We start from the raw sequence: 24,042 nt of genomic DNA on the forward strand, positions 1-24,042 counted from the left end.
CATAACTCTTGCGCGTCCGGGGGACCGTCCAGGCTCGCAGGAGGCACGCCGTGTCGATTCACATCGCCTTGCACCATGTCACGCATTACCGTTACGAGCGCGCCGTGGCGCTGGGACCTCAGGTGGTACGCCTGCGTCCGGCGGCGCACAGCCGCACCCGGGTGCTGTCCTATTCGCTGAAAGTGTTACCCCAGGAACATTTCATCAACTGGCAGCAGGACCCGCAGGGTAACTACCTGGCGCGCCTGGTGTTTCCCGAGAAGACCCGCGAGCTGCGCATCGAGGTCGATCTGGTCGCCGAGCTGGCGGTGTTCAACCCTTTCGATTTCTTTCTCGAACTCTACGCCGAGAAGATTCCGTTCCGCTATACCGACGACGAGCAGCGCGAGCTGGGCGCTTTCCTGGAGACCCTGCCGCTGACGCCCAGGTTCGCGGCCTATCTGGACAGCATCGAGCGCACCCCGACCTCCAGTATCGACTTCCTGGTGGCGCTCAACCAGCGCGTCAATCGTGACATCGGTTACCTGATCCGCATGGAGCCAGGCGTACAGACGCCGGAACAGACCCTGGAAAAGGCCTCGGGCTCGTGCCGCGATTCGGCCTGGCTGCTGGTGCAGTTGCTGCGGCATCTGGGCCTGGCGGCGCGCTTCGTGTCGGGCTATCTGATTCAGCTCAAGGCCGACCAGCAGGCCCTGGATGGGCCGTCCGGCACCGACGTGGACTTCACCGACCTGCACGCCTGGTGCGAGGTGTACCTGCCGGGCGCCGGCTGGGTCGGGCTGGACGCCACCTCCGGGCTGCTGGCCGGTGAGGGGCACATCCCCCTGGCATGCAGCCCCGAGCCGTCTTCTGCCGCGCCGGTCAGTGGCCTGATCGAGCCGTGCGAGAGCGAATTCAGCCACAGCATGTCGGTCGAGCGCATCTGGGAGGCGCCACGGGTTACCAGGCCGTATTCCGACGCCCAATGGAGCGAGATTCTCGCCCTCGGTCAGCAGATCGACCAGGACCTGCAGCGTGATGATGTACGCCTGACCATGGGCGGCGAGCCAACCTTCGTGTCCATCGACGACCGCGACGGCGCCGAGTGGAACACTGCCGCGCTGGGGCCGAGCAAGCGGCGGCTGTCTGCCGAGCTGTTCCACCGCCTGCGTGCCCATTACGCGCCGAATGCCCTGGTGCACTTCGGCCAGGGCAAGTGGTACCCCGGCGAACAGTTGCCGCGCTGGTCGCTGAACTGCTTCTGGCGCCGCGACGGCCAGCCGGTGTGGCGCAACCCGGCATTGATCGCCGATGAGGGGCGCGACTACGGCGCCAACAGCGAACTGGCCGGGGTGTTCCTGGCCAGCGTCGCCGAGCGCCTGGGGCTGGCGGCCAGTCGCGTGTTCCCGGCCTATGAGGACAATCAGTATTACTTGTGGCGCGAAGGGCAACTGCCGGTGAACCTCCGCGCCACCGATTCGCGCCTGGATGACGAACTGGAGCGTGCGCGGCTGCGCAAGGTCTTCGAGCAGGGGCTGGGCGCGGTGATCGGCCAGGTCCTGCCGCTGGCGCGCACGGCTGCCGGAGACGCCTGGCAGACTGGCCCGTGGCACCTGCGCGGCGAGCACTGTCGGCTGGTGCCCGGCGACTCGCCCGTGGGCTACCGTCTGCCGCTCAATGCCCAGGCCTGGGCAGCGCCCGAGGATTACCCTTACGTTCACCCCCAAGACCCCAACCAGCCTCTGTCGCCGCTGCCTGCCCGAGCCACACCGGTCGCGGCCGCCAGCACCGAGCGTGCGGCGCCGCAACGCGGCGAGTCGGCCGGCTGGGTCGTGCGGACTGCCTTGTGTGCCCAGGCCAGGGAAGGACGGCTGTACCTGTTCATGCCGCCGCTGCAGCGCCTGGAAGACTACCTGGAGCTGGTTGCGGTGCTCGAAGACACCGCCGCCGAGCTGAACTGTCCGGTACTGCTGGAGGGCTACGAGCCGCCAGCCGATCCGCGCCTGGCCAACTTCCGCATCACCCCCGACCCGGGCGTGATCGAGGTCAACGTCCAGCCTTCGGCGAGCTGGGACGAGCTGGTCGAACGTACCGAGTTCCTCTACGAACAGGCGCGCCTGACCCGCCTGAGCACCGAGAAATTCATGATCGACGGCCGCCACACCGGCACCGGCGGCGGCAACCATTTCGTACTGGGCGGCGCCACGCCTGGCGACTCGCCGTTCCTGCGGCGTCCCGACCTGCTGCGTAGCCTGATCAGCTACTGGCACAACCACCCATCGCTGTCGTACCTGTTCTCTGGCCTGTTCATCGGCCCGACTTCCCAGGCGCCGCGCATCGACGAAGCGCGCAACGACTCGCTGTACGAACTGGAAGTCGCCTTCGCGCAGTTCCCCGAGCCGGGCGAGGCCGTGGCGCCCTGGCTGGTCGACCGCCTGTTGCGCAACCTGTTGATCGACGTGACTGGCAATACCCACCGCGCCGAATTCTGCATCGACAAGCTCTACTCGCCTGACAGCGCCAGTGGCCGCCTCGGCCTGCTGGAACTGCGCGCCTTCGAGATGCCGCCGCATGCGCGCATGAGCCTGGTCCAGCAACTGCTGCTGCGCGCCCTGGTCGCGCGGTTCTGGCGTGAACCCTACGCGCCGCCGCGCCTGGCGCGCTGGGGCACCGAGCTGCATGACCGCTTCATGCTGCCGTACTTCATCGAGCAGGACTTCGCCGACGTCATCGCCGAACTGAACGCCGCCGGTTACCCCTTGCGCGCCGAGTGGTTCGCCGCGCACCTGGAGTTCCGCTTCCCGAAGGTGGGCGACTACGCGGTCAAGGGTATCGAGCTGGAGCTGCGCCAGGCTTTGGAGCCCTGGCATGTGCTGGGCGAGGAGGGCACTGCCGGGGGCACGGTGCGTTACGTGGACTCGTCGCTGGAACGCCTGCAGGTGCGCCTGAACGGTCTGCCGCCGCAGCGCTACGTGCTCACCTGCAACGGCTTGCCGGTGCCCTTGCAGCCCACCGGGCGGGCCGGCGAGTTCGTCGCTGGCGTACGCTACCGTGCCTGGCAACCGGCCAACTGCCTGCAACCGACCATCGGTGTGCATGCGCCGCTGGTCTTCGATCTGGTCGATACCTGGATGCAGCGTTCACTGGGTGGTTGCGAGTATCATGTCGCCCATCCTGGCGGGCGCAACTACGAAACGCTGCCGGTCAACGGCAACGAGGCCGAGAGCCGGCGCCTGGCGCGATTCTTCCGCGTCGGACATACGCCGGGCCAGGTCGAGGTGACGCCGCTCAATATCAGCGACGAACTGCCGATGACGCTGGATATGCGTCGTCATCGGCCCATACGTCGCGGCTGAGTCGCTACGGTGGCCTGCCTGCTCCGGCAGGCTGCCGTCAGGCCGGTGGTCCCGCAAGTGACATAAGTGTGCGTTAACCTCCAGTCCACCTAGCCGTCTGCCGAGCCTTGCATGCCTGATCTGCTTGACCGTTACCCGTTTTCTTCGGGGACCTACCACGAGATGCTCGATGAGCGGGGCAGGTTGCGCAGCCACTGGCGGCGCCTGCACGAGTATCTGCAGCGCAGCAGCCCGGCGCATCTGGTGCAGCGCCAGGCCCTGCTGGCCCGGCAGATCCAGGAAAACGGCGTGACCTACAACGTCTATGCCGACCCCAAGGGCGCCGACCGGCCCTGGGAGCTTGACCTGCTGCCGCATGTCATCGCCGCCGATGAGTGGCAACGCATCGAAGCCGGTATCGCCCAGCGGGCGCGCCTGCTCAATGCCGTACTGGCCGACCTCTACGGCCCGCAGCGGCTGATCGCCGACGGCCTGCTGCCCGCCGAGCTGGTGTTCGGGCACAACAACTTCCTGTGGCCTTGCCAGGGCGTGAAGCCGCCCGAGGGCACCTTCCTGCACATGTACGCCGTCGACCTGGCGCGCACCGCCGATGGCCGCTGGTGGGTCACCGCCGACCGTACCCAGGCGCCCACCGGGGCCGGCTATGCCCTGGAGAACCGGCAGATCATCGCCCGCGCCCTGCCGGACATCTACCGCGACCTCAAGGTCCGTCACTTGTCCGGCTTCTTCGAAACCCTGCAGCAGACCCTGGCGCGCCAGGCGCCCGCCGACGACGAGGCGCCGCTGGTGGTGGTGCTGACGCCAGGGCGTTTCAACGAAAGCTACTTCGAACACCTCTACCTGGCCCGCCACCTGGGTTACCCGCTGGTAGAAGGCGGCGACCTGACGGTGCGTGACGCCAGGGTCTATCTCAAGACCCTCAATGGCCTGCGCCGCGTGCATGCCATCATGCGGCGTCTCGACGACGACTTCTGCGATCCGCTGGAGCTGCGTACCGACTCGGCGCTGGGCGTTCCCGGCCTGCTGGAGGCGGTGCGCCAGGGCCAGGTGCTGGTGGCCAATGCCCTGGGCAGCGGCGTGCTGGAGTCGCCGGGGCTGCTGGGCTTTCTGCCGAAGATCAGCGAACACCTGTTCGGCGAGGAGCTGATCCTGCCGTCCATCGCCACCTGGTGGTGCGGCGAGCCGCCGGTCATGGAGCAGGCGCTGGAAAAGCTGCCCGACCTGTTGTTCAAGCCGGCGTTTCCTTCGCAGCGCTTCATCCCGGCGTTTGGCCGTGACCTCGATGAGGCGCGCAGCCAGGCCCTGGCCCGGCGCGTTCGCGCACGCCCCTATGCCTATGTCGCCCAGGAGCTGGCGCAGCTTTCCCAGGCCCCGGTGCTGCAGGCCGACGGTCAGGGGCTGCTGGCGCGGGCCGTGGGCATGCGCGTGTACGCCGTGGCCAGCGCCGATGGCTACCGGGTGCTGCCCGGCGGCCTGGCGCGAGTTGCCGCGCAGGCCAATGCCGACGTGGTGTCGATGCAGCGCGGCGGGGCCAGCAAGGACACCTGGGTGCTGGGTGAGCGAGCCCCGCTCATCGAGCCGTGGAAGGGGCGTCGCAGCATCGGTGTGCATGACCTGATTCGCCGTGACCCCTACCTGCCGTCGCGGGTGGTGGAAAACCTCTACTGGTTCGGTCGCTACAGCGAGCGCTGCGATGGCAGCGCGCGGCTGCTGCGTATCATGCTGGCGCGCTATGTGGACGGTGATGATCCGCTGGCCTTGCAGGCCGCCGTCGACCTGGCCGAGCGGGTGGGCCTGCTGCCGGATGCCGAAGAGGGCGAGCAAGGCGATACCTTGCCGCAACGGCTGGTCACCGCCCTGCTGGGTGAAGAGTGGATCTTCAGCCTGCGCGCCACTCTGCAGCGCCTGCACTGGGCGGCTTCGCAGGTGCGCGGCAAGCTTTCCCGGGAGAACTGGCAGGCGCTGGTGGAGTTGCAGCGCGAGGCGCAGAGCCTGGAGGCCGGCGAGCCTGACCTGGGCGAGCTGCTGGATTTTCTCAACCGTCTGGTGATGTCGCTGGCCGCGTTGTCGGGCTTCGCCCTCGACGACATGACCCGCGATGAGGGCTGGAGCTTCCTGATGATCGGCCGGCGCATCGAGCGGCTGCGTTTTCTCAGCAGCACCCTGGCGGGCTTTCTGCGCGGTGCGGCGGTCAAGGATCAGGCGGCGCTGGACTGGCTGCTGGAACTGGCCAACAGCAGCATCACCTACCGTTCGCGCTACATGGCCGTGCCGCAGTTGATTCCGGTGCTCGACCTGCTGTTACTCGACGAGCAGAACCCGCATGCCGTGCTGTTCCAGTTGCGCCAAGTGTCGCGCTCGTTGCATCGCCTCAACGAAAGCTTCGAGTCGCCCCGCGACGACAGCCTGGCCCGGCTGGCGCGGCGATTGGCCGCCGTCGACCTGGGCAATCTGGACAACCCACTGTTCGGCGACAGTGGCGTGCAGGCCGCGCTGGATGGCCTGGCCGGGCTGCTGGAAAGCATTGGTGACGCCAGCGGCCAGGCTTCCGACCGCCTGGCCCTGCGCCACTTCGCCCATGTCGATGATGTCAGCCAGCGCACGGTGTCCGTCTGATGAGTGCTCGTTACCAGGTTCTGCACGATACCCATTACCGCTACGACAGCCCGGTGTCGCTGGCCCAGCAGCTGGCGCATCTGTGGCCGCGGGACAACCCGTGGCAACGCTGCAGCGAGCAACGGCTGCAGATTCATCCGCAGCCCACCGCACGACGCGACGAGCTGGACGTATTCGGCAATCCGCTGACGCGGCTGGCCTTCGAACGCCCCCACGACGAGCTGCAGGTCAATGCCCGCCTGCAGGTCGAGGTGCTGCAACGACCGGCCCTGGACTTCCGCCGCTCCGCGCCCTGGGAGAAAGCCTGCGATGCCCTGAGCTACAGCGCTCGCCCCATGGATGCCGAGACGTTGGATGCCTGTCGCTATCGTTTCCAGTCGCCCTATGTGCACTTGAAGGGCGTGTTCGCCGAGTTCTCGGCCAGCTGTTTTCCGCCAGGCTGCCCGCTGCTGCTCGGGGCCCAGGCGCTGATGGAAAAGATCTTCAAGGAATTCACTTTCGACGCCGAGGCCACCCAGGTGGCGACGCCGCTGGTGGAGGTGCTGGAGCGTCGGCGCGGGGTGTGCCAGGACTTCGCTCACCTGATGCTGGCCTGCCTGCGCTCCCATGGCCTGGCCGCTCGTTACGTGAGCGGCTACCTGCTGACCCGGCCGCCACCCGGCCAGCCGCGGCTGATCGGCGCCGATGCCTCGCATGCCTGGGTCTCGGTGTATTGCCCGGTGCTGGGCTGGGTGGACTTCGACCCGACCAACAACATTCAGCCGGCGCTGGAGCACATCACCCTGGCCTGGGGCCGCGACTTCTCAGATGTGTCGCCGCTGCGCGGGGTGATCCTCGGCGGCGGCAACCACGACCCGGAAGTGCGGGTCACGGTGATGCCCGTCGAAGGCTGATCAGCGGGGCGTGCGTTCGAACGCGTCGCTGGGGCAGTGGGCGCTGGCAGCGCAGGCGTAGGCGGCGAACAGACTGTGGAACAGGCCGGTGATCGACATGAAGGTGGCTCCTGGGCTCGGTTGCTTGAAGCCTAGCCGCTTGATCGCCAACTGGCCTTTTGATTGCCTGTATCGCCTCGATAGCGTCTGTTGCCGGTTCCGCCCGGCGGGAGTCACGTTGACGCAGGTCATTGGAACCGTGACAGCGTTCAGGCAGTCTTCCTCGCAGCCCGCGCAAAAAACGGCCGTGGCGGCCGGTGCGACACCGAACACCTTTCCCAGGAGATTCACATGATTCGCAAACTGTTGGCGGTTTCCCTGCTGACCCTGGCCAGCGGCCAGTTGCTGGCGGCCGAGTGCAAGGCCACCGTCGAGTCCAACGACATGATGCAGTTCACCACCAAGACCGTGGAGATCGACAAGAGCTGCAAGACCTTCACCGTGGAACTCAAGCACGTCGGTACGCTGCCCAAGAACGTCATGGGGCATAACTGGGTGCTGACCAAGGCTGCCGACATGCAGGGCGTCGCCACCGATGGCATGGGGGCGGGCATTGACAAGGATCACCTCAAGGACGGCGACGACCGGGTCATCGCCCACACCAAGCTGATCGGCGGCGGTGAAAGCACCTCGGTCAGCTTCGACCCGAGCAAGCTCAATCCGAACGAGAAGTACAAGTTCTTCTGCTCGTTCCCGGGCCACGTGGCGATGATGCAAGGCGACATCGTCTTCAAATGACACTTGCGCCACGGGCGTGAACGCCCGGCTTGAGGCTGACCCGACTCATAGGGACCGGTCTCAGCCGGTCCGCTTTTCTCGACTGAGGCCTTTTTCGCCGTGCTTTCCGATCAAGGCGCGTAAGGCAGCTCGCGCTTGTGCTGGGTCTTGGCGTAGGTCTGGCTGATGATCCGGAACGCTTCCTCGCGTACTGCCTGGCCATGCAGGAAGGCGTCGATCTCGGCGTAGGTCACCCCGTGGGCGGCCTCGTCCGGTTTGCCGGGGGCCAGGTCTTCCAGGTCGGCGGTCGGCACTTTCTCCACCAGGAACTCCGGTGCACCGAAGCTGCGTGCAATGGCGCGTACCTGGTTCTTCACCAGGCCACTGAGCGGCGCCAGGTCGCAGGCACCGTCACCGAATTTGGTAAAGAAGCCCATCACCGCCTCGGCGGCGTGGTCGGTGCCGATCACCAGGCCCTGGTAGGCACCGGCGATGCTGTATTGCGCGACCATGCGGGTACGCGCCTTGGTATTGCCGACCACGAAATCCACGGCACTGGCGTGCTGCTCGTCGAAGGCTCGGACCTCGGCGACCAGGGCCTTGACGCTGGGGCCGATGTTCACGGTGTGACGCTCGTCGGGGTTGATGAAGTCCACTGCTGCCGTGGCCTCATGCTCGTCGTGCTGCACCTGGTAGGGCAGGCGCACGGCAATGAAGCGATAGGCCTGGTCGCCGGTGCTGTCACGCAGCTCGCGCACCGCGCGTTGGGCCAGCAGGCCGGCGGTCAGCGAGTCGACGCCGCCGCTGATGCCCAGCACCAGGCTCTTGAGACCGGCATTGCGCAGGCATTGCTTGATGAACTCGACCCGGCGGGTCACTTCCGCTTGCAGGGCGGCCTCGTCGGCGAAGGGCGGCTGGACCTTGAGTGCTTCGGCGATCTGGCGTTGCAGGGCTTGCATGGGGCTCTCCTCGTTGAAAGTCAAAAGGCTCATTCGCCGGGGGTGTCCGGCACCTTGAATACATGCCGCAGGTAGGCGACGAAATTCGGGTCCTTGCACTGTGCCTTGCCTGGCTCGTCGGACACCTTGGCCACCGGCTGGCCGGCACAGGCGGTCATCTTCAGCACCATGTTCATCGGCTTGACCCCCGGAATGTCGGCGGTGAGGTTGGTGCCGATACCGAAGCTGACGTTGATGCGCCCGCGCAGGGCACGGAAGATCCCCAGCGCCTTGGGCAGGGTCAGGCCGTCGGAGAACACCAGGGTCTTGCTCATCGGGTCGATACCCAGCTTCTGGTAATGCGCGATGCATTTTTCGGCCCACATCACCGGGTCGCCGGAGTCGTGGCGCAAGCCGTCGAAGAGCTTGGCGAAATACAGGTCGAAGTCGTTGAGGAAGGCGTCGGTGGTGATGCAGTCGGTCAAGGCGATGCCCAGCAGGCCGCGGTACTCACGCACCCAGCAGTCCAGTGCGGCGATCTGGCTGTCGATCAGGCGCGGGCCCAGTTGCTGGTGGGCCATGATCCACTCGTGGGCCATGGTGCCCAGCGGCTTGACGTTCTTCTGTTGCGCCAGGTGCACGTTGCTGGTGCCGACGAACTGGCCGGGGAATTCCTGTTTGAGGGCGTCGACCACGGTTTCTTGCACGGCATAGGAAAAACGCCGCCGGGTGCCGAAGTCAGCCACCTTGAACTCGCTCAGCTCTTCGGTCGAGGCATTGGCCTTCAGCCAGTCGAACTTGGCGTACAGCTGGTCGCGGGCCTGGCTGAGCAGAGTATGCGGGTGGCTGTGGCGGTTGCGCACCTCGCTGACGATGGCCAGCAGCGGTACTTCGAAGAGGATCACATGCAGCCAGGGGCCGTGCAGGCGGATGCGCAGTTCGTCGTCTTCGATGCTGGCTTCCACATAGCTGGTGTTGAATCGGAACAGGCCCAGAAAGCGCAGGAAGTCCGGCTTCATGAAGCTGATGCGCTCCAGGAAGCCCAGTTGCTCGGCGCCCAGCGACAGGTTGCACAGGCACTCGATCTGATGGCGAATCTCGCCCAGGTAGGGGCGCAGGTCCTCGCCGTTGCGACAGCGGAACTCCCACTCGACATCCACGTTGGGGTAGTTGTGCAGCACCGCCTGCATCATGGTGAGCTTGTAGAAATCGGTGTCGATCAGGTTTTGCACGATGCGTTCGGAGAAAGCGCTCTCGCTCATCGGGGGTAGCTCCAGCATGACCGGTCGACGGACGCGGTCCGGGCGAAAAACAATGTGACAACGCCGGGCAACGAATGTGGCGCGCGAGTGTGTCGAGGCGCCCATGATGCCAGCGATCATCGCGTATCGGGGCGCTTTGTTGGTCGTTGTCAGCAGTTTGCGTAGGCAATCCAGGCAGGCGAGGCAGGAAGCGTCCCTTTCTCCTCGCGTGCTCATCAAAGCAGCCGGCCGACCTATGAAACTTCCTCCTTCACCCTGGCAGCTCCTGGCTGGTCCTCCAGACGCCATGCCGGGGTAGCCGTTGATCTCTCTGAATGGCGAGGGACTCGACAGCCTTCGCTACGTGACTTTCTGGGACCGGCCCTGAATACGCCGGCAGGGCGGCGCGTGGTGCTGTCATCGGGCATCGAATCTCGACTGAACATTCATGCCGTCATGGAATGACATTCGGCAGAAACCTCGTTTGCCCGCCGGGCATCGAGCGGTTATCAATAGCCGTCGCGCGCGGCGCCCGTATGGGCCGCGTGGCAGGTTTTGCGGCGTTACGGTGACAATCCACTACGCTCAGAATGGTGCGTCTCGTAGCGTTCGCGCACCGCTGGTGTGCACTTCGGTGACAGCACCGGTTACCGCCTGGTTGCCCTTTTTCAATGGGCTGGGTTGCTGCTGTTCGCTCTTTGCGGTTGCGCTTTTTGGGGTGAATGGTTGCAACCTTTTGATCAGAGGGTTGCACCTCCTGTCTGCGCTGGGGCGGACGACGGCCAGGAGGTGGATGGAACGTGAGTTTTTGAAAAATAAAAAATGATGGCACGGCGCTTGCTCGAAGCTGCTGCGTAGTTGCAGTGCTAACTAAAAAAACCTCAGGAGCACCACTCATGTCGCAAACGTTCTACCGTAAAGGCTTTCTGGCAATCGCAGTGGCTACCGCACTGGGCGTGACGTCCTTTGCACAGGCTGACGTGAAGATCGGCGTTGCGGGTCCCATGACCGGCGCCAACGCATCGTTTGGCGAGCAATATATGAGAGGCGCACAGGCCGCAGCCGATGCCATCAACAAGGCTGGCGGCGTCAATGGAGAGAAGATCGTCCTGGTTCGCGGTGACGACGCCTGCGAACCCAAGCAGGCCGTGGCCGTGGCCAACCGTCTGGTCGATCAGGACAAGGTCGTGGGTGTGGTCGGGCACTTCTGCTCTTCCTCCACCATTCCGGCCTCCGAGGTTTACAGCGACGCTGGCGTGATCGCCATCACCCCCGGCTCCACCAACCCGACCGTCACCGAGCGCGGCCTGAAGGAAATGTTCCGCATGTGCGGCCGTGACGACCAGCAGGGCGTCGTCGCCGCCGACTACATGGTCGATGTGCTCAAGGCCAAGAAGATTGCCGTGATCCACGACAAGGACACCTACGGGCAAGGTCTGGCCGATGCGACCCGTGCGCAACTGGCCAAGCGCGGCGTGAAGGAAGTGCTCTACGAGGGCCTGACCCGCGGTGAGAAAGACTTCAGCGCGCTGGTCACCAAGATCCGCTCCACCGGTGCCGAAGTGGTCTACTTCGGTGGTTTGCACCCAGAGGCCGGCCCACTGGTCCGTCAGCTGCGCGAGCAGGGGCTGAAGGACGTCAAGTTCATGTCCGATGACGGCATCGTCACCGACGAGCTGGTCACCACCGCAGGCGGCGCGCAATACGTCGACGGCGTGTACATGACCTTCGGTGCCGACCCGCGCCTGCTGCCCGACAGCAAGGCCGTGGTGGACGAATTCCGCAAGTCCGGCTACGAGCCTGAAGGCTACACCCTGTACGCCTATGCCTCGGTGCAGGCGCTGGCCGCCGGCTTCAACGGCGCCAAGTCGACCAAGGGCGAAGAGGCGGCCAAGTGGCTCAAGGCCAACCCGGTGCAGACGGTCATGGGCAAGAAGGAGTGGGACGCCAAGGGTGACCTGAAGACCTCCGACTACGTGGTCTACCAGTGGGACGCCACCGGTAAATACAAACAACTCGACAAGCAGAAATAATCCAGGCTCCTGCAATGCCCCCGTCTTTGGCGGGGGCAAACTGGATATCGGCGTCTTCTGTTGCCTTTGTATCTGTTCGCTGCGCCCTTGGGGGCGTGGCGGGCAGGACCCTGAGCGGCCTTCAAGTGTGTGAGCGTGCGTGATGGACGGTATTTTCCTGCAGCAAATGGTCAACGGCCTGACCCTCGGGTCGGTCTACGGCCTGATTGCCATCGGTTACACGATGGTCTACGGCATCATCGGCATGATCAACTTCGCCCACGGCGACGTGTACATGATCTCCGCCTATCTGGCGGCTATCGGCCTGGCGGTGTTGTCTTTCTTCGGTCTTGAGTCTTTCCCCTTCCTGATTCTCGGCACCCTGGTGTTCACCATCGTGGTCACCGGGGTCTATGGCTTCGTCATCGAGCGGGTGGCCTACAAGCCGCTGCGCAACTCCACCCGGCTGGCGCCGCTGATCAGCGCCATCGGCATTTCCCTGATCCTGCAGAACTACGCGCAGATCAGCCAGGGCGCGCGCCAGCAAGGCGTACCGACGCTGCTCGAAGGCGCGTGGCGCTTCGAAGTCGGCAGCGGCTTCGTGCAGATCACCTACACCAAGATCTTCATCCTCATCGCCGCCTTCGCCGGCATGGCGATCCTCACCTACATCATCCAGTGCACCAAGCTGGGCCGCATGTGCCGCGCCACCCAGCAGGACCGCAAGATGGCCTCGATCCTGGGCATCAACACTGACCGGGTGATTTCCTACGTGTTCATCATCGGTGCCGCCATGGCGGCGCTGGCCGGTGTGCTGATCACCATGAACTACGGCACCTTCGACTTCTATGCCGGCTTCGTCATCGGTATCAAGGCGTTCACCGCCGCCGTGCTCGGCGGTATCGGTTCGTTGCCGGGCGCCATGCTGGGCGGGCTGATCCTCGGGGTGGCCGAGGCGCAGTTCTCCGGCCTGATCAACTCCGACTACAAAGATGTGTTCAGCTTCGGCCTGCTGGTGCTGATCCTGATCTTCCGTCCACAGGGCCTGCTGGGTCGCCCACTCGTGGCTAAGGTGTAAGCATGTCAGCTCCTACCAAACCTATCGACTACAAGAAAAGCCTGATCGACGCCGTGGTGGCCGGCCTGCTGGCGCTGATCGTCTTCGGTCCCATCGTCGGCGTCGTGCTCGACGGCTACAGCTTCAATCTGCAACCCTCCAGGGTCGCGCTGCTGGTTGCCGTGGTCATGGCCGGGCGCCTGTTGATGAGCCTGTTCCTGCAGACTCCGCGGGGCCAGCGCATCGCCCAGGGCATCGAGTCCGGCGGTGCCGGCGTGCACGTGCTCAAGCCCGACCACAAATCGAGCCTGTACTGGATCATCCCGGCGCTGATCATCATCGCCATCGTGTTCCCGGTGTTCGCCAACAAGTACCTGCTGACCGTGGTGATCCTCGGTCTGATCTACGTGCTGCTGGGCCTGGGCCTGAACATCGTGGTGGGCCTGGCCGGTCTGCTCGACCTGGGCTACGTGGCCTTCTATGCCATCGGTGCCTACGGCCTGGCGCTGGGCTACCAGTACCTGGGCCTGGGCTTCTGGTCGGCGCTGCCGCTGGCCGCCATCGCCGCCGCAGTGGCCGGGTGCATCCTGGGCTTTCCGGTGTTGCGCATGCACGGTGACTACCTGGCCATCGTGACCCTGGGCTTCGGTGAAATCATCCGCCTGGTGCTCAACAACTGGCTGTCGTTCACCGGCGGGCCGAACGGCGTACCGGTGCCATCGCCGACCTTCCTGGGGTTGGAGTTCGGCCGTCGGGCGAAAGAGGGCGGGGTGCCGATCCACGAGTACTTCGGCTTCGAATACAACCCGGACCTGAAATTCCTGTTCATCTACGCGGTGCTGTTCATCGTCGTGCTGGCTGTGCTGTTCATCAAGCACCGCCTGACCCGCATGCCGATCGGCCGCGCCTGGGAAGCGCTGCGCGAAGACGAAATCGCCTGCCGCGCCATGGGCCTGAACCACGTACTGGTCAAGCTCTCGGCGTTCACCATCGGCGCTTCCACCGCCGGTCTTGCCGGGGTGTTCTTCGCCAGCTACCAGGGCTTCGTCAACCCGACCTCGTTCACCTTCTTCGAGTCGGCACTGATCCTCGCCATCGTCGTGCTTGGCGGCATGGGCTCGACCGTGGGCGTGGTCATCGCGGCCTTCGTGCTCACCGTGGCTCCTGAACTGCTGCGCAGCTTCGCCGAATATCGCGTGCTGCTGTTCGGCATCCTCATGGTGTTGATGATGATCTGGCGGCCACGCGGGCTGATCCGCATCAGCCGCACCGGCGTCAAGCCTCGCAAGGGTGTTCTGGTACAGGAAGGAGCGGCACGATGAGCCAGGAAATCGTACTTTCGGTCGAGCACCTGATGATGCACTTCGGTGGCATCAAGGCCCTGAGCGACGTGAGCCTGCAAGTGCGGCGCAACTCGATCTTCGCCCTGATCGGCCCCAACGGCGCCGGCAAGACCACCGTGTTCAACTGCCTGACCGGCTTCTACAAGGCCACCGGCGGGCGTATCGAGCTGCATACCCGGGGCAAGACCACCAACGTCATCAAGCTGCTCGGCGAGTCGTTCAAGCCGACGGACTTCGTCTCGCCGCCCAGCTTCCTCAGCCGTGTGTACTACAAGATGTTCGGCGGTACCCACCTGGTGAACCGCGCCGGGTTGGCGCGCACCTTCCAGAACATTCGCCTGTTCAAGGAAATGTCGGTGGTCGAGAACCTGCTGGTGGCCCAGCACATGTGGGTCAACCGCAACCTGCTGGCCGGCATCCTCAACACCCCGGGCTACCGCAAGGCCGAGGAAGACGCGCTGAATACCGCCTTCTACTGGCTGGAAGTGGTCGACCTGGTCGACTGCGCCAACCGCCTGGCCGGCGAGCTGTCCTACGGTCAGCAGCGCCGCCTGGAAATCGCCCGGGCCATGTGTACCCGACCTCAGGTGATCTGCCTCGACGAGCCGGCCGCCGGCCTCAACCCGCAGGAAACCGAAGCACTGAGCGGGATGATCCGCAAACTGCGCGACGAGCACGACATGACCATCGTGCTCATCGAGCACGACATGGGCATGGTCATGGGCATTTCCGACGACATCGTGGTGCTCGACCATGGCAACGTGATCGCCGCCGGCAAGCCACAAGACATACGCAACGATCCGAAAGTGATCGCCGCCTACCTGGGCGCGGACGAAGAGGAACTGGTATGAGCAAACCGATCCTCGAACTGAAAGAGATCGACGTGTTCTACGGGCCGATCCAGGCCCTCAAGAAAGTCTCCCTGCACATCAACGAGGGCGAGACGGTGAGCCTGATCGGCTCCAACGGCGCGGGCAAGTCCACGCTGCTGATGTCGATCTTCGGCCAGCCACGCGCGGCCAGCGGGCAGATCCTCTACCAGGGCACCGACATTACCCAGAAGTCGTCGCACTACATCGCGTCCAACGGTATCGCCCAGTCGCCGGAAGGGCGGCGGGTGTTTCCCGACATGTCGGTGGAAGAGAACCTGCTGATGGGTACCATTCCCATCGGCGACAAGCACTGCGACGCAGACATGCAGCGCATGTTCGAGCTGTTCCCGCGGCTCAAGGAGCGGCGCAACCAGCGGGCGATGACCATGTCGGGTGGCGAGCAGCAGATGCTGGCCATTGCCCGGGCGTTGATGAGCCGGCCCAAGCTGTTGCTGCTCGACGAGCCGAGCCTTGGCCTGGCCCCCATCATCGTCAAGCAGATCTTCTCGATCCTGCGCGAGCTGGCCTCCACGGGCATGACCATCTTCCTGGTCGAGCAGAATGCCAACCATGCCCTGAAACTGTCCGACCGCGCCTATGTGATGGTCAACGGAGAAATCCGCCTGTCTGGCAGCGGCCAGGACCTGTTGAGCAACGAGGAAGTGCGTAACGCCTACTTGGGCGGGCACTGACCGGCCTGTTCTACAGGACGTCACCCAGCCCCGGTCGGTTTCCGTCCGGGGCTTTTTCGATTTGTGGAAAACCTTTTTGTGCGTTACGTCAAGTGCGACGTCTGGCCGCTGTAATCGACGCTTTTGTCATGCGTTTGACTTGTTCAGGATTACTGTGGAATGCGCTGTTGATAACTTGGTGGCATTTAGCTGCACGCCTTTATATTCAAGGCTTGTAAGGCGGTGGTTAAAAAATGCTCAGGGGTTTTTGGCCGCCTCTTCGTGGCGTTTGTCAATGTGCTGGATACTGTTCATTAATACAGTTCAGGTGGCGAACCATCCTGTGGATAAGTCTGTGGGGAAACGTTGGAAAGACCTCGCAATGCATTTAAATGACGGGGCTGCAGCGACCTCGGGGACTTTTCGGGGCTGACGCGCCTGAACAAGACATCAGACAAGTCAAGCAAAATACTTTCGTTTTGCGGCCGCAGGCCCCGGAACACGGGCTTTCCAACCCAGGGAGTTGCCCCCAGAGATTGTGGGCCGGGTTGTGGATAAGGTGCGTAAAACCGGCTGAAGGCCAGGTAAATCAAGGTCTTGGTCGTTCTGATCGTTTTTTGTACAGAATGCTCTGGGCATTGCATTCGACCTTCCAGGCTTGATCCAGCGCCCTCAGCGGGGGCATTCTGCCGCTCTTGTGTGCCGGGCTGACTGTCGCGGCGCACTTATCAACAGGCCGCGCGCATGCGCCATGTCAGGAGACCCAAATGACTTCCACTGTATTCATCACCGGTGCCACTTCCGGGTTCGGCGAAGCCTGTGCCCGCCGTTTTGCCGAAGCAGGCTGGTCGCTGATTCTCACCGGCCGTCGCAAGGAGCGCCTGGACGCCCTGCAGGCCGAGCTGTCGGCCCAGACCCGGGTGCTGACCCTGGAACTCGATGTGCGTGACCGCAAGGCCATGGAAAAGGCCATCGCCGGCCTGCCCGAAGAGTTCTCCAGCATTCGTGGCCTGATCAACAACGCCGGGCTGGCCCTGGGCCTGGAGCCCGCGCCCAAGTGCGACCTGGACGACTGGGACACCATGATCGACACCAACATCAAGGGCCTGGTCTACAGCACCCGCCTGTTGCTGCCGCGTCTGATTGCCCACGGTCGCGGGGCGAGCATCGTCAACCTCGGCTCGGTGGCCGGCAACTACCCGTATCCGGGTGGCAACGTATATGGCGGCACCAAGGCGTTCGTCGGGCAGTTCTCGCTGAACCTGCGTAATGACCTGGTCGGCACCGGCGTACGGGTCACCAACCTGGAACCGGGCCTGTGCGAAAGCGAGTTTTCGCTGGTGCGCTTCGGCGGCGACCAGGCCAAGTACGACGCCACCTATGCCGGTGCCGAACCTATCCAGCCACAGGACATCGCCGACACGGTGTTCTGGATCATGAACACCCCGGCCCATGTGAATATCAACAGCCTGGAACTGATGCCGGTCAGCCAGACCTGGGCCGGTTTCGCCATCGACCGCAATCGCGGCTGAAGCCGATATCGTTCGATCAGAGCGTTGGCGAGCTTGCTCGCGATGGCTGCCTCAAGCTCACAGCAGATGCGCTGACGTTGTCGGCGCTCTTCGCGAGCAAGCTCGCGCCAACAAACGCCAGGGCGCGCCTCTAATAGGCTGCAGCCAGGAAGCTTGTCGCGGCTTGGAGCGCTTTTACCCTTATCGCTTCAGACGATGCGGTTCTGCAGGTACTGCTCCAGCCCCAGGTAGCAGGTGGCGAGGTGGTAGGGCGTTGTGGACGGCATGTCGCTTCGGCTGACTGCCCCCTCGGCATTCAGGCATTCATGCCAGCCCTGGGCATGCAGGAACTGGTCGTGCAGGGCCTGGGCCTGGCTGAGCAGTTGTGCCGGTTCGTCACGCAGGGCCAGGGCGCGCAGGTACTCGGCCTGGGCCCAGATTCGCCGCGTGGCGTCGAGCATCTTGCCATCGCCGCGCAGCGTGGCGCCCACCGCGCCGCTTGGCGCATCCACGCCCTGTGCCTGGGCCAGCGGGAAGGCCCTTTGCAGCGCTGCGTGCAACGGCCGGCCATGCAGGGTCGGCGTGGAATGCAGCAGGAAGAACCATTCGAACTGGTGGCCCGGCTCATACCAGTTATCCACAGAACCCAGCGGTTTCTCCATCAGCAGCCCGGTGTCCGGGTCGACGAAGCGCCTGTGCATATGCTCCAGCAGACCGTCCAGGGCCTGGGTGGTCTGCGGGTCGGGGCGTACCTGCAAGGTGGCGAGAAAGGCTTCGGCCAGGTGCATCAGCGGGTTCTGCAGCGGGCCGCTGCCCAGCGTCGACCAGTCTTCGCCCAGGCAGGCCTCATACAGCCCGCGGCCATCGCTGAAGCGTTCACGCACCACGCTCAGCGCCGCATCCAGCGCCGGTTCCGCCAATGGCTCGCGGGTGCGGTGCCAGTAGTGGGCGCAGGCGAAGATGATAAAGGCATGGGTGTAGAGGTCCTTGCGCCGGTCCAGCGGTGCGCCCTGGGCGTCGATGCTGTAGAACCAGCCGCCATGCTCGGCATCGTGGAAGTGCCGTTGCAGGGAGCGAAACAGCGCATGCGCGCGTTGCTCGGCGCCGGGGACGCGTGGGTCGCCGATCAGGCTGGAAAACACGAACAGCTGACGGGCACAGGCCATCGCCCGATAGCGTTGCGGCGGCAAGGGCTGATGGCTGCCGTCCAGGGCCTCGAAGGGCAGGGCCATGGCGGCGTTCCAGCCAGGGCCTTGCCACATTGGCACGATGACCTGGACAAAGTGCTGCTGCAGGGCCGCCACGAGAGAGGTCAGTGCGGGCGAGGGGACGGAGCTGGGGGCGTGGGGCATCGGCGGGCATCACGGCGGGATCGGATGCGCGCCATGGTAACAGGCGCGGCGGCTTACGGCGCGGGGGATTGCGGCTCGCTGACGGTCAGCCCGCGCCAGTGCCGTGCGCCCATGAAGATGAAGCGCAGCTGCTGAGTGATCTTCGCCTGGGGCGTGAGGTGCTCCGCCAGGGGGGCAGCGGGCGGGTCGATGAGTTCGGGCAGCATGGCGAACACACTCTTGACCACCAGGTCGGCGATGATCGCCAGGGAGGCCGTATCGAGGTGCTGCCACTTGGGCATCTGCCGCAGATCGGTGACCAGGTCGGCGGCGATGTCTTCGCGCAGCGTGCCCAAGGCCTGACGCACCAGTCGTGAACCACCGTACTGTTCGCGGGCCAGGAACAGGAACTGCGGACGGTGGGCGGCCACACCCTCGAGGAAGATGCGGACCGAGGCTTCGATCAGCCCGCCGCCTTCCATCTCGTTGTGACGCACCAGGCGGATGGTTTCGCGGAAGGTCTGGCCGACTTCCACGACCAGCGCCAGGCCCAGCTGGTCCATGTCGTCGAAATGCCGGTAGAAACCGGTGGGCACGATACCCGCCGTGCGCGACACTTCCCGCAGGCTAAGGCTGGCGAAGCCTCGCCCGCTCTCCATGAGGCAGTGCGCGGCCTCCATGAGTGCGCGGCGGGTCTGTTGCTTCTGTTCGGCGCGGGGGGACATCGGTGGACCATTACAGGGATAAACTGCGCGGCACTCTAACACGAGTGCTCGCGTGGCAAGTCGATTCGCAATCGAGTCAAACCATGCTGGCTTTTACCAGTCCAAGTGATATGTCGTATGCAGCGCGGCCCTGGCCGGCGCGCTGATTCTGGAGAGTCGTGCAATGACGCGCAGCCGCAAGATCCTCGCCTGGACAGGCGCTACCCTGGTCGCCTTGTTGGCCATTCTGGTCGTGGTCATCGCCACCTTCGACTGGAACCGTCTCAAGCCCTTTCTCAATGAAAAAGTCAGCGATGCCTTGCACCGCCCCTTCGCCATCAACGGCGACCTCAGCGTGCACTGGCAACGCGAGCCCGATGAAGGCGGCTGGCGTGCCTGGCTGCCTTGGCCGCACTTCCAGGCCCAGGACCTGACCCTGGGCAACCCGGAATGGTCGAAACAGCCGCAGATGGTCACCCTTCAGCAGGTCAACTTCACCCTTTCGCCACTGCCGCTGTTGGCCCAGCGCGTGGTGATCCCGAGCATCGAACTGACTGGCCCGGATGCCCGCCTGGAGCGCCTGGCCGATGGGCGCGCCAACTGGGTCTTCGACCTGCCGGCCAGCGACCCGAATGCCGAACCCTCGGCCTGGCAGCTGGACATCGGCTCGATCCGCTTCGACAAGGGGCTGGTGAGGATCGACGACCAGACGTTGAGAACCCGTCTGGAGCTGGTCATCACGCCACTGGGCAAACCCATCCCGTTCAGCGATATCGTTGGCGGCGCCGAAGCCAAGAAAGTCGCCGACAAGGGCGCAGCGGCCCAGGACTACGCCTTCGGCCTGACCGCCAAAGGTGAATATCGCGGCCTGCCCGTGTCGGGTGACGGCAAGGCCGGCGGGTTGCTGGCGCTCAAGGACGCACGTCAGCCGTTTCCGGTGCAGGCCGACGTCAAGGCCGGAGCCACGCACATCGTGGTGGCCGGGACCTTGACCGATCCGCAGAACCTCGGCGCGCTGGACCTGCGCCTGAAGCTCTCCGGCGCCAGCCTCAGCGACCTCTACCCGCTGACCGGCGTCACCCTGCCGGACTCCGGGGCCTATTCCACCGATGGCCGCCTGATCGTCCAGCTCAAGGAGCCGCAAGGTGCCCGTTTCCGCTACGAGGGCTTCAATGGCCGTATCGGCAAGAGCGACATCCACGGCGACCTGGGTTTCGTCGCCGGCCAGCCGCGGCCCAAGCTCACCGGCAAGCTGGTCTCCGACCAGTTGCTGTTCACCGATCTGGCGCCGCTGATCGGTGCCGACTCCAACGCTGCGCAGAAGAAGCGCGGCGGCGAGAGCAAGCAGCCAGCGGGCAAGGTGCTGCCGGTGGAAACCTTCGCCACCGATCGCTGGCGGGCCATGGACGCCGATGTGGAGTTCACTGGCAAGCGCATCGTGCAGACCCAGGACCTGCCCTTCAGCGACCTGTACACCCACGTGCTGCTCGATGACGGGCAGTTGAGCCTGCAGCCGCTGCGTTTCGGTGTGGCGGGAGGGCAGCTGGACGCCGATATCCGTCTCGACGGGCGCAGCCAGCCCTTGCAAGGGCGCGCCAAACTGTCGGCACGGGGCTTCAAGCTCAAGCAGCTGTTCCCGACCTTCGAGCCGATGAAGACCAGCTTCGGCGAACTCAATGGCGATGCCGACATCCGCGGGCGAGGCAATTCGATCGCGGCCCTGCTGGGCACGGCCGACGGTGATCTGCGCATGCTGATCAACGACGGCGCGGTCAGCCGCGGGCTGATGGAAATCGCCGGGCTCAACGTCGGTAACTATGTGGTCAGCGAACTGTTCGGCGACAAGGAAGTGAAGATCAACTGCGCGGTGTCGGACCTGGGCATCAAGGACGGCCTGGCCAGTACCCGGGCGTTCGTCTTCGATACCGAGAATGCGATCATCTACATCGACGGCACGGCCAACTTCAAGACCGAGCAACTGGACCTGAAGATCAACCCCGAGTCCAAGGGCTTCCGGGTCTTCTCGCTGCGCTCGCCGCTGTACGTCAACGGCCCGTTCGCCAAACCCAATGCCGGTGTCCAGGCCGGCCCGCTGCTGCTGCGTGGCGCCGGCATGGTCGCCTTGGGCGTGGTCGCCGGCCCGGCAGCCGGGCTGCTGGCACTGGTCGCCACCGGTGACAACACCCCGGATCAGTGCACGCCGCTGCTGGAAAGGCTCAAGGCCGGCAAGCTGCCAAAAACGGTGAAGTGATCCGGCAGAATACCCGGTAGGAGTGGCTTCAGCCGCGAGGCTTTTCGCTGCTCGAGCCGCTCAGGTGTTGATCCGCCGTATACGGCAGACATAAAAAAACGGCCCATCCGCGAACGGAGGGCCGTTTTTTCGAGCTGGGAATCACAGGTCGCCGAGAATGTCGGCCATGTCGTCAGCGTGCTCTTCTTCCTGGGCCAGGATGTCTTCGAAGATGCGTCGGGTGGTCGGGTCGGACTCACCGATGTACTGGATGATCTCGCGATAGCTGTCCACCGCGATGCGCTCGGCCACCAGGTCTTCGTAGACCATTTCCTTCAGGGTGCTGCCAGCCACGTATTGGGCATGGGCATTTTTCGACAGGGTATCGGGGTTGAACTCCGGCTCGCCGCCCAGCTGCACGATGCGCTCGGCCAGTTTGTCGGCGTGTTCGGCTTCCTGCTGGGCGTGTTCGAGGAATTCGGCGGCGGCTACGCTGGCTTTCAGGCCGGTGGCCATGAAGTAGTGGCGTTTGTAGCGCAGCACGCAGACCAGTTCGGTGGCCAGCGACTCGTTAAGCAGGCGCAGGATGGTTTCACGGTCGGCGCTGTAGCCTTCGGTGACCGCTCCGTTCTCGACATTCTGGCGGGCCCGCTGGCGCAGGCTGCTGACGTCAGACAGGGTAGGGGCTTGGTTCATGCTGTTCATCGGGGATCTCCTAGGCTAATCAGGGAATACGCTCCGCTCTGATGCAGCCGCTGTCGGCGAAGTCGTTACAAGGTGTGAGTGATACAAGGGCGAAAAAGTTTTATCGGATTCGATCCACTCGATCGGGTGCAAAATTCTCGAAACGACTGCCGAGTCGCGGGGTCACAACCTTGAACCCCCTGCATGGAGAAGCACGATGCTCAAGTTCCTTGGCGGTACTGTCGGTATCATCTTTCTGATCGGTCTGATCGTGGTCATTGCCCTGTTCAAACTGGTGTTCTGAATACGCAAAAGCCCGGTGCAATCGCTGCACCGGGCTTTTTGTCCTGCCTTTGCCGGCCTTACATGGCCCGTTCGTTCTGCTCGCGTTGTTCGCAGGTCATGAAGCCCTTGTTCACCACGCGGCCATCGCTGTTGAAGCTCACGTGATACACCTGCTGGTGGCCATCCTTGTTCAGCACATAGTTGTTGCAGGTGCCTGGGCTGACCTTGCGCTGCACGGTGGAGGACGGCTCGCCTCCAATGGTCAGCACCTGCTGACGGGTCATGCCGTTTTCAACCTGCTTGACCAGCGGCTGGTCGCGATAGGTGACGTAGTCCACGGGGTTCTGCACGGTGGTGCTGCCGCAGCCGACCAGAGTGGCCAGCACCGCGCTCGCTGCGAAGATTTTCTTGTACATCGCTGTCTCTCCATATGACAGAGCCGATGCCGGCCCGTTATGGCTTGGAGCAATGGCCTACGGCCAGAGTTCTATCGGATATGGCCAGTAGGCATGAGTGCTTGTTGGTCGCGTTCCGCCGCTGGTCCGGATAAACGCCGCTAGGCTGAATCCATCAAGGTTCAGGACAGGAGAGTCCCATGACACAAGAGTACGCCACGCGTTATCCGCTGTTACTGGTTCCCGGCCTGTTGGGCTTTGTCAGGGTGCTGATCTACCCCTACTGGTTCGGTGTCGTCAAACCCTTGGAACGCGGCGGCGCCAGGGTATTTCCGGTGATGGTCTCGGGCGTCAATTCCACGGAGATCCGCGGCGAGCAGCTGTTGCTGGTCATCGAGCAGGTGATGCGCGACACCGGGGCCAGCAAGGTCAACCTGATCGGCCACAGCCAGGGCGCGCTGACCGTGCGCTACGTGGCCGCGCGGCGCCCCGACCTGGTGGCCTCTGTGACCTCGGTGGCCGGGCCCAACCATGGTTCGGAGCTGGCGGACTTTCTCGAACGACGCTTCCCGGCAGGCACGCCGGGCGGGCGGGTGGTCAACGCGATCATCGGCCTGATGGACTGGCTGATCCGCATTTTCGAGACCGGCTACCGTGGCCCGCGCCTGCCCACCGATATCACCGCTTCGCACCAGTCGCTGACCACCACCGGCGTGGCGCTGTTCAACCGCCGTTATCCACAGGGGCTGCCGGCCACCTGGGGTGGCGACGGCGAAGAACTGGTCGACGGCGTGCGCTACTACTCCTGGTCGGGCATCCTCACCCCCGGACGGACCAATCGCGGGCTGAATCTGATCGACGGTTCGAACATTGTCTGCCGGCTGTTCGCCCGCACCTTCATCAAGGAGCGTGGCCAGTGCGACGGTATGGTCGGGCGCTTCAGTTCGCGGCTGGGCAAGGTGATTGGCGACGACTTCCCGCTGGACCACTTCGACAGCGTCAACCAGATGATCGGCCTGGTGGGCAAGGGGGCCAGGCCGGTGCAACTGTTCCTCGAACATGCGGCGCGGCTGAAGGCCGCCGGTCTGTAGGGCCGAGGGCGGGCGGTGCGGCTGGCTAGACTGAACAGGCGGTATTTTCTGCTATCGGCGTTCAGGAGAGTCGAACA

The 24,042-nt window shown here is 64.3% G+C and carries 18 protein-coding genes; 12 read left to right on the forward strand and 6 right to left on the reverse strand.

What is annotated here, in order from left to right:
- The first annotated feature begins 50 nt into the window (after positions 1 to 50).
- The 4 genes from RRX38_RS18915 (at position 51) to azu (ending at position 7,621) form a co-directional block, all read left to right on the forward strand.
- Positions 51 to 3,335: a transglutaminase family protein gene (locus tag RRX38_RS18915; RefSeq protein WP_315960253.1), complete on the forward strand. Its 3,285-nt coding sequence runs from the start codon at positions 51 to 53 to the stop codon at positions 3,333 to 3,335.
- A gap of 111 nt (positions 3,336 to 3,446) precedes the next feature.
- Positions 3,447 to 5,951: a circularly permuted type 2 ATP-grasp protein gene (locus RRX38_RS18920; RefSeq protein ID WP_315960254.1), complete on the forward strand. Its 2,505-nt coding sequence runs from the start codon at positions 3,447 to 3,449 to the stop codon at positions 5,949 to 5,951.
- Entirely contained in the window at positions 5,951 to 6,844 is an 894-nt protein-coding gene (locus tag RRX38_RS18925) for a transglutaminase family protein (RefSeq protein ID WP_315960255.1), read from the forward strand. Before RRX38_RS18920 ends, RRX38_RS18925 begins: the two co-directional genes overlap by 1 nt.
- A 330-nt stretch (positions 6,845 to 7,174) precedes the next feature.
- Positions 7,175 to 7,621, forward strand: coding sequence for an azurin (gene azu, locus RRX38_RS18930; RefSeq protein ID WP_315960256.1), 447 nt, complete (start codon positions 7,175 to 7,177; stop codon positions 7,619 to 7,621).
- A gap of 110 nt (positions 7,622 to 7,731) precedes the next feature.
- Here the strand turns inward: azu and nadE are convergent, their stop codons facing one another.
- Together nadE and pncB are read right to left on the reverse strand one after the other, a co-directional pair.
- Positions 7,732 to 8,559 carry an ammonia-dependent NAD(+) synthetase gene (gene nadE / locus RRX38_RS18935; protein ID WP_315960257.1) on the reverse strand — a complete coding sequence of 276 codons (828 nt, stop codon included), beginning with the start codon at positions 8,557 to 8,559 and terminating at the stop codon, positions 7,732 to 7,734.
- Between the two features lie 29 nt (positions 8,560 to 8,588).
- Positions 8,589 to 9,800: a nicotinate phosphoribosyltransferase gene (gene pncB, locus RRX38_RS18940; RefSeq protein ID WP_315960258.1), complete on the reverse strand. Its 1,212-nt coding sequence runs from the start codon at positions 9,798 to 9,800 to the stop codon at positions 8,589 to 8,591.
- Between the two features lie 875 nt (positions 9,801 to 10,675).
- Between pncB and RRX38_RS18945 the strand changes: the two genes are divergently transcribed.
- From RRX38_RS18945 to RRX38_RS18970, 6 genes are all read left to right on the forward strand, one after another.
- Entirely contained in the window at positions 10,676 to 11,812 is a 1,137-nt protein-coding gene (locus RRX38_RS18945; RefSeq protein WP_295476636.1) for a branched-chain amino acid ABC transporter substrate-binding protein, read from the forward strand.
- A gap of 142 nt (positions 11,813 to 11,954) precedes the next feature.
- On the forward strand, positions 11,955 to 12,869 hold the full coding sequence (locus RRX38_RS18950) for an ABC transporter permease subunit (protein WP_295476635.1): 915 nt from the start codon (positions 11,955 to 11,957) through the stop codon (positions 12,867 to 12,869).
- A 2-nt stretch (positions 12,870 to 12,871) separates the two neighbouring features.
- Entirely contained in the window at positions 12,872 to 14,170 is a 1,299-nt protein-coding gene (gene livM, locus RRX38_RS18955) for a high-affinity branched-chain amino acid ABC transporter permease LivM (RefSeq protein ID WP_295476634.1), read from the forward strand.
- Positions 14,167 to 15,042 carry an ABC transporter ATP-binding protein gene (locus RRX38_RS18960; protein WP_295476633.1) on the forward strand — a complete coding sequence of 292 codons (876 nt, stop codon included), beginning with the start codon at positions 14,167 to 14,169 and terminating at the stop codon, positions 15,040 to 15,042. The genes livM and RRX38_RS18960 overlap by 4 nt, the downstream gene beginning before the upstream one ends.
- Positions 15,039 to 15,755, forward strand: a complete 717-nt coding sequence (locus tag RRX38_RS18965) for an ABC transporter ATP-binding protein (protein ID WP_295476632.1) — start codon at positions 15,039 to 15,041, stop codon at positions 15,753 to 15,755. Before RRX38_RS18960 ends, RRX38_RS18965 begins: the two co-directional genes overlap by 4 nt.
- Before the next feature lie 746 nt (positions 15,756 to 16,501).
- Complete coding sequence (locus tag RRX38_RS18970; protein WP_295476631.1) at positions 16,502 to 17,266, forward strand: SDR family oxidoreductase; 765 nt, start codon at positions 16,502 to 16,504, stop codon at positions 17,264 to 17,266.
- A 188-nt stretch (positions 17,267 to 17,454) separates the two neighbouring features.
- On the opposite strand, the gene RRX38_RS18975 is transcribed toward RRX38_RS18970, so the two are convergent.
- Together RRX38_RS18975 and RRX38_RS18980 are read right to left on the reverse strand one after the other, a co-directional pair.
- Complete coding sequence (locus RRX38_RS18975) at positions 17,455 to 18,597, reverse strand: AGE family epimerase/isomerase (RefSeq protein WP_315960259.1); 1,143 nt, start codon at positions 18,595 to 18,597, stop codon at positions 17,455 to 17,457.
- Between the two features lie 53 nt (positions 18,598 to 18,650).
- Positions 18,651 to 19,301 (reverse strand): TetR family transcriptional regulator, encoded by a 651-nt coding sequence (locus RRX38_RS18980; RefSeq protein WP_315960260.1) that lies wholly within the window; start codon positions 19,299 to 19,301, stop codon positions 18,651 to 18,653.
- Between the two features lie 163 nt (positions 19,302 to 19,464).
- Here RRX38_RS18980 and RRX38_RS18985 point away from each other — a divergent pair, with 163 nt between their 5' ends.
- A complete protein-coding gene (locus RRX38_RS18985; protein ID WP_315960262.1) occupies positions 19,465 to 21,531 on the forward strand; it encodes an AsmA family protein in 2,067 nt (688 codons plus the stop codon).
- 141 nt (positions 21,532 to 21,672) lie between these two features.
- Here the strand turns inward: RRX38_RS18985 and RRX38_RS18990 are convergent, their stop codons facing one another.
- Complete coding sequence (locus RRX38_RS18990) at positions 21,673 to 22,206, reverse strand: bacterioferritin (protein ID WP_295476657.1); 534 nt, start codon at positions 22,204 to 22,206, stop codon at positions 21,673 to 21,675.
- 350 nt (positions 22,207 to 22,556) lie between these two features.
- A complete protein-coding gene (gene osmE, locus RRX38_RS18995) occupies positions 22,557 to 22,895 on the reverse strand; it encodes an osmotically-inducible lipoprotein OsmE (protein WP_315960263.1) in 339 nt (112 codons plus the stop codon).
- A gap of 179 nt (positions 22,896 to 23,074) precedes the next feature.
- Here osmE and RRX38_RS19000 point away from each other — a divergent pair, with 179 nt between their 5' ends.
- On the forward strand, positions 23,075 to 23,965 hold the full coding sequence (locus RRX38_RS19000) for an esterase/lipase family protein (protein WP_295476626.1): 891 nt from the start codon (positions 23,075 to 23,077) through the stop codon (positions 23,963 to 23,965).
- The last annotated feature ends 77 nt before the right edge of the window (positions 23,966 to 24,042 follow it).

This window comes from Pseudomonas sp. DTU_2021_1001937_2_SI_NGA_ILE_001, from assembly GCF_032463525.1.
Lineage (GTDB): Bacteria > Pseudomonadota > Gammaproteobacteria > Pseudomonadales > Pseudomonadaceae > Aquipseudomonas.

Excerpts from the sequence above, each read along its gene's own strand:
- RRX38_RS18920 (WP_315960254.1), top strand. The coding sequence starts at position 3,447 with ATGCCTGATCTGCTTGACCGTTACCCGTTTTCTTCGGGGACCTACCAC.
- RRX38_RS18925 (WP_315960255.1), top strand. The coding sequence starts at position 5,951 with ATGAGTGCTCGTTACCAGGTTCTGCACGATACCCATTACCGCTACGAC.
- azu (WP_315960256.1), top strand. The coding sequence starts at position 7,175 with ATGATTCGCAAACTGTTGGCGGTTTCCCTGCTGACCCTGGCCAGCGGC.
- nadE (WP_315960257.1), bottom strand. The coding sequence starts at position 8,559 with ATGCAAGCCCTGCAACGCCAGATCGCCGAAGCACTCAAGGTCCAGCCG.
- pncB (WP_315960258.1), bottom strand. The coding sequence starts at position 9,800 with ATGAGCGAGAGCGCTTTCTCCGAACGCATCGTGCAAAACCTGATCGAC.
- RRX38_RS18945 (WP_295476636.1), top strand. The coding sequence starts at position 10,676 with ATGTCGCAAACGTTCTACCGTAAAGGCTTTCTGGCAATCGCAGTGGCT.
- RRX38_RS18950 (WP_295476635.1), top strand. The coding sequence starts at position 11,955 with ATGGACGGTATTTTCCTGCAGCAAATGGTCAACGGCCTGACCCTCGGG.
- livM (WP_295476634.1), top strand. The coding sequence starts at position 12,872 with ATGTCAGCTCCTACCAAACCTATCGACTACAAGAAAAGCCTGATCGAC.
- RRX38_RS18960 (WP_295476633.1), top strand. The coding sequence starts at position 14,167 with ATGAGCCAGGAAATCGTACTTTCGGTCGAGCACCTGATGATGCACTTC.
- RRX38_RS18965 (WP_295476632.1), top strand. The coding sequence starts at position 15,039 with ATGAGCAAACCGATCCTCGAACTGAAAGAGATCGACGTGTTCTACGGG.
- RRX38_RS18970 (WP_295476631.1), top strand. The coding sequence starts at position 16,502 with ATGACTTCCACTGTATTCATCACCGGTGCCACTTCCGGGTTCGGCGAA.
- RRX38_RS18975 (WP_315960259.1), bottom strand. The coding sequence starts at position 18,597 with ATGCCCCACGCCCCCAGCTCCGTCCCCTCGCCCGCACTGACCTCTCTC.
- RRX38_RS18980 (WP_315960260.1), bottom strand. The coding sequence starts at position 19,301 with ATGTCCCCCCGCGCCGAACAGAAGCAACAGACCCGCCGCGCACTCATG.
- RRX38_RS18985 (WP_315960262.1), top strand. The coding sequence starts at position 19,465 with ATGACGCGCAGCCGCAAGATCCTCGCCTGGACAGGCGCTACCCTGGTC.
- RRX38_RS18990 (WP_295476657.1), bottom strand. The coding sequence starts at position 22,206 with ATGAACCAAGCCCCTACCCTGTCTGACGTCAGCAGCCTGCGCCAGCGG.
- osmE (WP_315960263.1), bottom strand. The coding sequence starts at position 22,895 with ATGTACAAGAAAATCTTCGCAGCGAGCGCGGTGCTGGCCACTCTGGTC.
- RRX38_RS19000 (WP_295476626.1), top strand. The coding sequence starts at position 23,075 with ATGACACAAGAGTACGCCACGCGTTATCCGCTGTTACTGGTTCCCGGC.